Source organism: Streptomyces sp. NPDC060194, assembly GCF_042728285.1.
Taxonomy (GTDB): Bacteria; Actinomycetota; Actinomycetes; order Streptomycetales; family Streptomycetaceae; genus Streptomyces.
In genome coordinates, this window is the sequence record NZ_JBHWZH010000174.1 from 1 (window position 1) to 10,613 (window position 10,613).

Genomic DNA, 10,613 nt, shown 5'->3' on the forward strand with positions numbered 1-10,613 from the left:
CCGCGAAAACCGGCGCGAGCCGCGAAAAAGTCTTAGCCCGGCCGGCGATTGAGGCCACCCGGGCGGAGCCCGGGTCCCCGCCGGCAGGCGGAAAGGCGCCCGCCGAGGGACTTGGGGAAGGGGCGGGTGGGGGAAAAACCGGGCCGGAGGCCCGAAGACTCCCGGTCGTCGCCACGCACGGTGGAAGAGTGAGGGTCGTGGAGCGACGAGATGTGCAGACGGTGGCGCGGGCGTACGCGCAGGGGATTGCGGGTGGAGCCCGGGAGAAGGACGTCGGGGGCGCGTTGGCGCGGGTGCAGGCCGTGCAGGCGCAGGACGCGGAGGCCGCCGCGCTGGGCCTGCGCGCCCGCACCGAAGGCCTGACCGCCGCGGACGTCACGCACGCGACGGACGTCGCGAGGACGGCCGTGCGGGGGTGGTTCATGCGCGGGACGCTGCAACTCATCCCCGCCGCGGACGCCCGCTGGCTCCTGGACCTGTTCGGCCCCGTCCACCTCGCCCTCGCCACCCGCCGCCTGCGCGAACTCGACCTCGCGGAAGACCTCTGCACCCGCGCCTCCACCCTCATCGCGCGGGCGATCGCCGACGAGGGCCCCCTGACCCGCGCCGAACTGACCGCCAGGCTGGGAACGTTGGGCGTACCGCCCAAGGGCCAGCCCGCCATCCACCTCATCCGCCGCACCGCCCTCGAGGGCGCGATCTGCCACGGCCCGACCCGCGACGGCGAGGCCACCTTCGCCCTCCTGGACGACTGGCTGCCGGCGGACGGCCCCCCGGCGCACACGGGCGACGCCGCCGTCACCGAACTCGCCCGCCGCTACCGCCGCGCCCACGGCCCCTCGGACGCCGCCGACTTCGCCCAGTGGTCGGGCCTGCGCATCACCGCGTGCCGGAAGGCGTGGCAGGCGACCGAGGATTCCGCTCCGGAAAGCGGGGAAGAAATCCCGACGGGCGACGTCCGCCTCCTTCCCGCATTCGACAACTATCTGGTGGGATACCGCCGCCGGGACCTTTCCGTCCCCGCGGAACACGAACGCCGGGTATGGCCCGGCGGCGGCATCATCCGCGCGACCGTCACCCTCGACGGCTGGGCGATCGGCACCTGGTCCGGCGGCCGGCACGGCGCGGAACCGGTGGTGGAGCTGTTCGACGCCGCGGACGACCCCGTCGTCACCGAGGGCGTCGCCCGCGAGGGCGCGGATCTCCAGCGGTTCTACACCGCTTCTCATAAAAGCCCTACAGCGAAACCATAATGCGCGGAATCCATAACCGGACCCTAACCCCCCGCCCCTAGATTGAGTGCTGCCCGACGATTCCGTCCCCGATCAGAAAAGGGCGTTGACATGGCACTCGGTCGGCACTCCGATTTCAACCGCCTGTGGTTCGGCCAGACCTTCAGCAATTTCGGCGACAAGATCTCGCTGCTCGCCCTGCCCACCCTCGCGGTCGTCCTGCTCGACGGAGGAGCCTTCGAGGTCGGCGTGCTCGGCGCGCTGCGCTTCCTCCCGTTCCTCCTGCTCGCCCCGGTCGCCGGCCTCGTCGCCGACCGGTTCTCGCGCCGGACCGTCATGATCGTGGCCGACCTCGGCCGCATCCTGACCCTCGGCAGCCTCCCGCTGGCGTTCGCGCTGGACAACGTCACGATGACGCACATCTACGTCGTGGCCGGCCTCACCGGCATCCTGACCACGTTCTTCGAGGTCTCCTACCAGTCCTGGCTCCCGCAGCTGATCGGCACGGAGAACCTCGTCGAGGGCAACACCAAGCTCCAGATCAGCCGCAGCGTGGCCGAGGCGGTCGGCGCCGGGGCCGGCGGCGCGCTGATCCAGGTGCTCGGCGCGGCCCGCGCGATCACGGTCGACGCGGTGACGTTCGCGATCTCCCTGGTCGCGCTGCTCCTCATCCGCCACCGCGACACCCGCGCCCGGGTGGAGGAGACGAAGGCCTCGGCCAAGGCCGAGATGAAGGAGGGCCTGAAGACCCTCTTCGGCACCCCCGTCCTGCGCGGCCTGTTCACCGCGAACGTCGTGGTGAACCTCGGTGCGGCGATGGGTGACGCGCTGCTCATCGTGTACGCGTACAAGGTCCTGGACCTGAGCCCGGGGCAGGTCGGCGCGGCCTTCGCCGTGATGTCGGTCTTCGTGATCGTCGGCGCGGTCCTCTCCGAGCAGGTCTCGAAGGTCCTCACGCTGGGCCGCACGCTGGTCCTGACGGCCGTCGTCCTCGGCGTCGGCTACGTCCTGGTCCCGACCGGCGGCGCGGTCGCCGGGTTCGTGGGGCTGATCGTGGTCCAGGCCGTCATCGGCTTCGTGTCCCCGATGTTCGACATCCACGTCCTGAGCCTGGTGCAGGGCGTCACCCCGAACGAGCAGATGGGCCGGGTCAGCGGCACCGCGCTCTCCGCGGTCTACGGCGCGCTGTCCCTCGGCTACCTGCTCGGCGGCGTGCTCGGCGAGGCGATCGGCCTCACCTGGGCGCTGGCCGTGGCCGGCGCGGTCACCGCGGCGGGCGGTCTGACCCTCCTCGGCGGCCCGGTCGCCGCGATCAAGGAGATGCCCGGGGGCACCACCCCAGACGACTCCCCCGCCGCGGACGCCACCGGCGCCACGCCGACGAACGACGAGAAGCTCCCCGTCTGACCCCGGCCCCGGCGACGCGGCCCACCGCCGCCCGGACCCGGACCCGGAGCGGGAGCCGACCCCCTTACGGCTCCCGCTCCGCGCCCGGCGCTTCCCCCGGCCCTCCGGGCCCCTGATCCCGGCCCCTCGGGCACCCCGCCCACGCCCCGCCCCACCCCGCCCCGCCCGCGCACCCCGGCCCCACCCCGCCCCGCGCACCCGTACGACCCCCCGGCCGTCCTCCCCCACCCCACGCACGTCCACCACACGGAGGCATCAGGTGAGCGAGTCCCTCGCCGAACGCATAGCCGCCCTGCCGAAGTCCCGCCGGGCGCTGTTCCAGGCCCTCGCCGGGCGCACCGGGGGGCGGGCCGCCGCGCGGGAGGATCCGGAGCCGGCGCCGCGCGACCGCACCGCGCCCGCGGTGCTCTCGTTCGCGCAGCGGCGGCTGTGGTTCATCGACCAGCTGCAGCCGGGCAGTCCGGCGTACAACGTGCCGATCGCGACCCGGATGCGCGGCCCGCTCGACGTGGCGGCCCTGCACGGCGCGCTGCAGGACGTGGTGGACCGGCACGAGATCCTGCGGACGGTCCACGAGGACGTCCACGGCGCGGCGGAGGCCGTCCCGCGGGTGGTGGAGGGCTTCCGGCTGCCGCTGCCGGTGAGCGAACTGCCCGACGAGGACGCGGTCCGGGCGTTCTACGACGCGGACGCCGCCGCCCCCTTCGACCTCGCGCACACCGTGCCGCTGCGCGCCTCGCTCGCCCGGCTCGCCGCCGACGACCACGTGCTCGTGCTCAACCTGCACCACATCGTCACCGACGGCTGGTCGATGCGGCTGCTCACCACCGAGCTGGAGGCGGCCTACGCGGCCCGGACCGGCGCGTCCGCCGCCCCGCCGCCGCCCCCGCTCGCCCTGCAGTACGCCGACTTCGCCGCCTGGCAGCGCGACCGCGTCAGCGGCGAGCGCCTGGAGCGGCTCACCGACTTCTGGCGCACCGAGCTGGCCGGCGCCGGCCCGGTGGACCTGCCCACCGACCGGCCGCGCCCGCCGGTGTTCTCGCACGCGGGCGCCTCCCGCTACATCGAGCTTCCGCCGCAACTGATCACCCGGCTGCGGGAGTTCGGCCGCTCCGAGGGCGCGACGCTCTACATGACGCTGCTCGCCGGCTTCGCCGCGACCGTGCGCCGCTGGACCGGGCAGGACGACGTCGTCGTGGGCACCTCCGTCTCCGGCCGCGACCACCCCGCCTTCAGCGACCTGATCGGCTTCTTCGTCAACACCCTCCCGCTGCGGATCAGGACGGCCGGCGACCTCGCCTTCGCCGACCTCGTGCGCTCCACCCGGCAGACCACCCTCCAGGCGTACGCGCACCAGGAGCTGCCGTTCGACCTGATCGTCGACGCGGTCGGACTGCCCCGCGACCCCAGCCGGCCGCCGCTGACGTCGGTGATGTTCCTGCTCGACGAGACCCCGGACACCGCGCCGGGCCTCGCCGGGCTCGCCACCGAGCCGATCGACTTCGCCTCGCGGGCCACCAAGTACGACCTGATGATCAGCGTCCACGACACCGGCAGCGCGGTCCGCGCACTGGTGGAGTACCCCACCGACCTGTTCGACGCGGAGACCGTCGACCGGCTGCTCGGCCACTTCCTCACCACGCTCGAGGGGGCCGTCGGGAACCCGCGGGCGCCCCTCGCCGAGCTGCCGCTGCTCACCGCCCCCGAGCTGCGCGCCGCGCTCGACGACTGGAACGCGACCCGCGCCCCCTTCCCCCAGGACGCCTGCCTGCACCAGCTGTTCGAGGAGCACGCGGACCGCCGGCCCGGCGCGGCGGCCGTCGTCTGCGGCGGACTCGGCGGCTGGACCGTCACCTACCGCGAGCTGGAGGAGCGCGCCAACCGGCTCGCCCACCGGCTCACCGAGGCGGGCGCGGGCCCCGGCCGCACGGTCGCGCTGTGCCTGCGCCGGGGGCCCGGCCTGGTCTCCGCGGTCCTCGCCGTGCTCAAGGCGGGCGCGGCCTACGTTCCGCTCGACCCGGAGTACCCGCAGGAGCGGCTCGGGCTGCTGCTCGGGGACGCGAAGGCGCCGATCGTCGTCTCCGACGCCGAACTCGTCGGCCGGCTGCCGCTCGCCCCCGGCACCGCCCGCATCCTCCTCGACACCGACCGGCACGCCCTGGACGCCCTGCCCGCGACCCGCCCGGACACCGGCGTCACCTCCCGCGACCTGGCGTACGTCATCTTCACCTCCGGCTCCACCGGCACCCCCAAGGGCATCGCCCTGGAGCACCGCGGGGTGGTCAACAACCTGCTCGACCTCAACCGGTCCTACGGCATCGGCCCCGGCGACGCCGTGCTCGCGCTGTCCTCGCCGAGCTTCGACATGAGCGTCTACGAGACGCTGGGCATGCTGGCGGCCGGCGGCACGATCGTCCTGCCCGACCCGGCCGCGGCGAAGGACCCGGCGCACTGGGCGGAGCTGATCGACCGGCACGGCGTGACCGTCTGGAACTCCGCGCCCGCTCTGCTCGGTCTGCTCCTGGACCAGTTGGAGCACGCCTCGGGGCCCGCGCTGCCGCGGCTGCGGACCGCGTTCCTCGGCGGCGACTGGATCCCCGTCACCCAGCCCGACCGGCTGCGCGCCTTCGCTCCCGACCTCTCCTTCGCCGCGCTCGGCGGGGCGACGGAGGCGTCGATCCACTCGGTGGAGTACCGGGTCGGCCGGGTGGAGGCGGACTGGACGAAGCTGCCGTACGGCCGGCCAATGGCCAACCAGCTGGCGTTCGTCCTGGACCCCGCCGACCGGATCACCCCCGTGGGCGTCCCCGGCGAACTGCACCTGGGCGGCGTGGGGCTGGCCCGCGGCTACCTAAACCGGCCGGAGCTGACGGCCGAGAAGTTCGTCCGCGTCGAGCTGGCACCGGGCCGCACCGAGCGGCTCTACCGGACCGGCGACCTCGCCCGCTACCGGGCGGACGGGACCGTCGAGCTGCTCGGCCGGACCGACTTCCGGATCAAGCTCAACGGGCTGCGGATCGAGCCCGGCGAGGTGGAGAGCGCGCTGCGGCGGCAGCCCGAGGTCCGGGAGGCGGTCGTCGTCGCCCGGACGGTGGCCGGCTCGGACCGGCTGACCGGGTACGTCGTCCCCGAGGAGGGGGCCGCGCCCGACCCGGCCGCGCTGCGGACGGCGCTGGGCTCCGTCCTGCCGCCGCACTGCGTGCCGGCTGAGATCGCCGTCCTGGAGCGGCTGCCGCTGAGCCCGAACGGGAAGGTGGACCGCAAGGCGCTGCCGGAGCCGCGGGCCGTGCGGCCGGCGGAGCCGGGGGCGGTGGGCGCGGACGGCTCGGCGGGCGAGGGCGCGGCCGGGCCCGGTGCCGGTGCCGGAGCGGCGACCGGCGGCGGGACCGGGACCGGGTCCCCGGCCGCGACGCCGGCCGCCCGCCGGGTCGCCGCCGTCTGGGCCGAGGTGCTCGGCCTCGGCGAAGTCGGCCACGACGAAGACTTCTTCGCGCTGGGCGGCGACTCCTTCGCCGCGGTGCGCGCGATCCGCGCGGTGGCCGACGCGCTGCCGGGGGCACGGGAGCTGCGGGTCGTGGACCTGTTCAGCAACCCGACCCCGGCCCGGCTGGCCGCCCGGGCCGCCGAGCTGGGCGACGCCTCCGGGGACGGCGGCGCCGCGCACCGCCTGCTCCACCCGCTCTCCCCGCCCCGCACCGGCGACCCGGCCCGGCTCACCCTCGTCTGCTTCCCGCACGGCGGCGGCGACGCCATCTGCTACCAGCCGCTCGCCGCGCACCTGCCCCCGGACCTGGACCTCGTCGCCGTCTCCCCGCCCGGGCACGACCCGCTCGCACCCGGACCGCTGCTGCCGGTCGCCGAGTTCGCCGAGCTCGCCGCCCGCGAGGTCGCCCGGTCCGTCACCGGCCCGTTCGCGGTCTACGGCCACTGCGCCGGCGTCGTGGCCGCCCTGGAGACCACCCGCGTCCTGGAGCGCGAAGGCCTGCGGCCGGTCGCCCTGCACCTGGCGGCCGCGCTGCCGGAGGACGACCCGGAGTTCGCGCTGGAGATGGAGCGCACCTCCAGCGACGACGACCTGGTGGGCTACCTGACCACCATCGACGGCTTCGACGGCGTCCTCGACGACAGCGACCTGACCGCCGTCATGCGGATGGTCCGGCACGACATGACCGAGGCCGCCCGCTTCTTCGCCCGCACCCCGGACGGCTACGACGCCCCCCTCAACACCCCGCTGACCTGCGTCGTCGGGGACGCCGACGACGCCACGAAGGACTTCGAGCAGGGCCACCTCGCCTGGGGCCGGTACGCGCGCGACCTCCGGCTCGCCGTGCTCCCCGGCGGCCGCCACTACTTCGCCAAGCACCTGCCCGACCGGCTCGCCGCACTCCTCGCCACGCTCCTCGCCGCACCCCTCGCAGCGCCCGTCACCGCACCGATCCGCAACGGAGGAACTGATGTCTGATCTCGCCGAACGGCTCGGCCGGCTGCCCCAGGGGCAGCGCTCCCGGCTCCTGGGCCGGATGCGCAACCAGATGACCGCGGGCGTCGGACACCGCGTCGAGCTGAAGCGCGCCGACCACGGCCCGCGCTCCCGGGCCTCGTTCCAGCAGGAGCAGATGTGGTTCGTCGACCGGCTCGGCGCGGGCAAGGCGCGCAACAACATCGCCCTCGCCGTCCGCCTGGACGGCCCGCTCGACCGGGGCGCGCTGCACGAGGCGGTCAACGCGGTCGTCGCCGGGCACCAGGTGCTGCACAGCCGGCTGGTCGAGGTCGACGGGGTGCCGTGGCAGGAGCCCGTCCCCGCGTTCGTGCTCGGCGTCCGCGCCACCGACCTCGGCGGCAGCGACGACCAGGAGCGCGACCTCGCCGAGCTGACCGCGTCCACCGCGGCGGCCCCCTTCGACCTGGCGGCCGAGCCGCCGGTGCGGGCGCACCTGGTGCGGCTGTCGGACGAGCGGCACGTGCTGCTGTGGGTGGTGCACCACGTCGTGTGGGACCCGGGCTCCACCCGGATCTTCACCGAGGAGCTGACCTCCTGCTACACCGCCGCCGCGGCCGGCCGCCGCCCCGAGGTGGCCGAACCGCCGGTCGAGTACGCCGACTTCGCGGCCTGGCAGCGGGCCAAGCTGGACAACGCCGAGCACCGCGGGGCGCTCGCCGACAAGTGGCGGCAGCTGCTGGCCGGCGCCGAGGCGACGGAGGTCATGCCCGACCACCCGCGCAGCCCCGAGACCCGCGGGGACGGCCGCGGGCTGAGCCTGCGGCTCGAACAGGAGCTCCTGGACCGGCTGAAGGAGGTCGCCGAGGGGTCCGACACCACCGTCTTCACCACCCTGCTCGCCGCGTTCAACGTGCTCCTGCGGCACTGGACGCACACCGAGGACGTCGTCGTCGGCACCGCGAGCGCGTCCCGTCCGCACCCGGACCTGGAGCGGGTCATCGGCTGCTTCGTGCAGATGATCACGCTGCGGACGGAGGTCGGCGACGGGCTGACGTTCCGCGAACTGGTCTCGCGCACGGCGGGCACGGTGATGGACGCGTTCACCAACAGCGAGCTGCCCTTCGAGCAGGTCGTCGACTCCGTGCGGCCGGCCCGCGACCCGCTGCGGCACCCGCTGTTCCAGATCGAGTTCACCTCGCTCGGCCGGTGGGGCACCCAGACCACCGAGGCGGCCGGCGTCGGCTTCGCCGTCGAGCAACTCCACGACGGGGCCGCCAAGTTCGACATGAGCTTCCTCGTCGGGGAGAACGACGGCTTGGAGCTGTCCCTGGAGTACAACACCTCGCTCTACCGGCACGGGACGGCCTCCGCGCTGCTCGCCGCGTTCCGGCGGGTGATCGAGCAGGTCGCGGCGGACCCGGACCTGGCCGTGGGCGAGATCAGCCTGGTCGAGGAGCCGGCCGCGTCCCGGCACGCCCGCGAGCTGTCGCGGGGCGGCCCGGTCGACGAGACCGCCTGGACCACCACGCTCGACCGGGCGTTCCGGGAACGCGCCACCATCCAGCCCGACACCGTCGCCGTGCGGCACGGGGCGGCCACCCTCGACTACGCGGCGCTCGACCGCTGGTCGGAGGCGATCGCGCACCGGCTGCGCGACCGGGGCGTGCGCCACGGCGACCCGGTCGCGGTGTGCCTGGGCCGGGGCCCGGCGGCCGTCGCGGCGCTGCTCGGGACGCTGAAGGCGGGTGCGTACTACGTGCCCGTCGACCCGGCGGCGCCCGCCGAGCGGACGAGGACCGTCCTCGCGAGCGCGGGTGTGCGGCACGCGCTGGTCGACGCCGGCGCGGACCTGCCGGGGGACCTGGAGCTGGTGACGGCCGGCAGCACCGCGCCGGTCCGCGAGGTGCCCTCGCTCGCGCCGACGGCGACCCCCGCGGACCTCGCGTACGTGCTCTACACCTCCGGCAGCAGCGGCACCCCGAAGGGCGTGATGATCGAGCACCGCTCGGTCACCCACTTCTCCCGCACGATCGCCCGCTCCTACGAGATGGGCACCGGCGACCGGGTCCTGCACTTCGCGCCGCTGACGTTCGACGTCTCCGTCTTCGAGGTGTTCACCACGCTGCTGTCCGGCGGGGAGCTCGTCATCGCCACCAACGAGGAGCGCCGCGACCCGGCGCTGCTGCAGGCGCGGCTGCGGGACGACAAGGTGACCGTCGCCGAACTGCCGCCCGCCCTGCTGCCGTTGCTGGACCAGGCGGAGCTGCCGGACCTGCGGCTGGTGTCCGTCGGCGGGGAGGCGTTCCCCGGCAAGCTGGTCGCGGAGTGGACCGCGCGCGAGCGGCGGTTCGTCAACGGCTACGGGCCCACCGAGGCGACCGTCGCCGTCACGCTGATGGACTGCACCGGCAGCTACGACCGCAACCCGCCGATCGGCCGGCCGATGCCCGGCCACCAGGCGTTCGTCCTCGACGAGCGGCTGCGGCCGGTGCCGCCGGGGGTGCCGGCCGAGCTGTGCGTGGCGGGTCCCGGGGTGGCGCGCGGCTACCTGGGGCAGCCGGCGCTCACCGCCGAGCGCTTCGTCCGCAACCCGTACGCCGACGGGCCCGAGACCGAGCGGCTGTACCGCACCGGCGACCTGGTGCGGTGGCTGCCCGGCGGGAATCTGGAGTTCCTCGGCCGCACCGACCGGCAGCTGAAGCTGCGCGGCCACCGGATCGAGCCGGGCGAGGTCGAGGCGGTGCTGCTCGGCCACCCGTCCGTGCAGCAGGCCGTCGCGCTCGCCCGCCCGGCCGGCGGGGGCGAGAAGGTGCTCGCCGCGTACGTCACCGTCGAGCAGGTCGGCGGGTACGCGTCCGAGGTCGCCGACGCGGAGGGGCTGCGGGTGTACGCCGCGTCCCGGCTGCCGGCGTACATGGTGCCGGTGGTGATCGTCCTGGACGACCTGCCGCTCACCCCGCACGGCAAGGTCGACACGGCCGCGCTGCCGCTGCCGTCCGACCAGGCGGCCACCGGCGGCACCCCGCCGCGCGACGCGATCGAGGAGCAGATCTGCCGCGACATCCTCACCCCGCTCCTGGAGTGGAGCACCCCGGACGTCGAGGGCGACTTCTTCGCCCTGGGCGGCAGCTCGCTCCAGGCGACCATCGTCGTCTCCCGCGTCCGGGCCGTCTTCGGCATCGACATCGCCCTCGCCGACTTCTTCGGCCACCCCACCGTCGCCGCCCTCGCCGACCTCGTCCGCACCGCCCGCGCGGAGGCCGCGGGCGAACAGGACCGCCTCCTCGCGGTCTTCGACCAGATCGAGAACATGAGCGACGAGGAGGCGGCGGCACTGCTGGACTCGCTGCGGGCGCCGGAGGAGGGGCGGTGAGCCCGACCGCGAACGCCGGGGCGGCACTCGGCACGGGCGCCGCCGCCCCGGCCCCGCGGAGCGCGCCCGTCGGACGTGCTCCCGCCGGTCCCGGCGACGTCGACAGCGCGCTCGCCGCGCTGCCGGAGGCGCGGCGGGAGTTGGCGCGGATGCTGCTGGC

Annotated in this window: 4 protein-coding genes; all 4 read left to right on the forward strand. The window is 75.0% G+C overall.

Translation table 11 applies throughout. The annotated features are described in order from the left end of the window. The first annotated feature begins 197 nt into the window (after nucleotides 1-197). The 4 genes from ACFWEG_RS25945 to ACFWEG_RS25960 all read left to right on the forward strand — a co-directional run bounded on the left by ACFWEG_RS25945 (nucleotide 198) and on the right by ACFWEG_RS25960 (nucleotide 10,453). A complete protein-coding gene (locus tag ACFWEG_RS25945; RefSeq protein ID WP_387219685.1) occupies nucleotides 198-1,253 on the forward strand; it encodes a winged helix DNA-binding domain-containing protein in 1,056 nt (351 codons plus the stop codon). Between the two features lie 90 nt (nucleotides 1,254-1,343). Further along, complete coding sequence (locus tag ACFWEG_RS25950; protein WP_387219687.1) at nucleotides 1,344-2,639, forward strand: MFS transporter; 1,296 nt, start codon at nucleotides 1,344-1,346, stop codon at nucleotides 2,637-2,639. Nucleotides 2,640-2,898: 259 nt separating this feature from the next. Beyond that, the gene (locus ACFWEG_RS25955) at nucleotides 2,899-7,101 is read left to right on the forward strand and encodes an amino acid adenylation domain-containing protein (protein ID WP_387219690.1); all 4,203 of its coding nucleotides are present in this window, start codon (nucleotides 2,899-2,901) and stop codon (nucleotides 7,099-7,101) included. After that, nucleotides 7,094-10,453 (forward strand): amino acid adenylation domain-containing protein, encoded by a 3,360-nt coding sequence (locus ACFWEG_RS25960; RefSeq protein WP_387219693.1) that lies wholly within the window; start codon nucleotides 7,094-7,096, stop codon nucleotides 10,451-10,453. Before ACFWEG_RS25955 ends, ACFWEG_RS25960 begins: the two co-directional genes overlap by 8 nt. Nucleotides 10,454-10,613 lie beyond the last annotated feature (160 nt).

Excerpts from the sequence above, each read along its gene's own strand:
- ACFWEG_RS25950 (WP_387219687.1), top strand. The coding sequence starts at position 1,344 with ATGGCACTCGGTCGGCACTCCGATTTCAACCGCCTGTGGTTCGGCCAG.
- ACFWEG_RS25960 (WP_387219693.1), top strand. The coding sequence starts at position 7,094 with ATGTCTGATCTCGCCGAACGGCTCGGCCGGCTGCCCCAGGGGCAGCGC.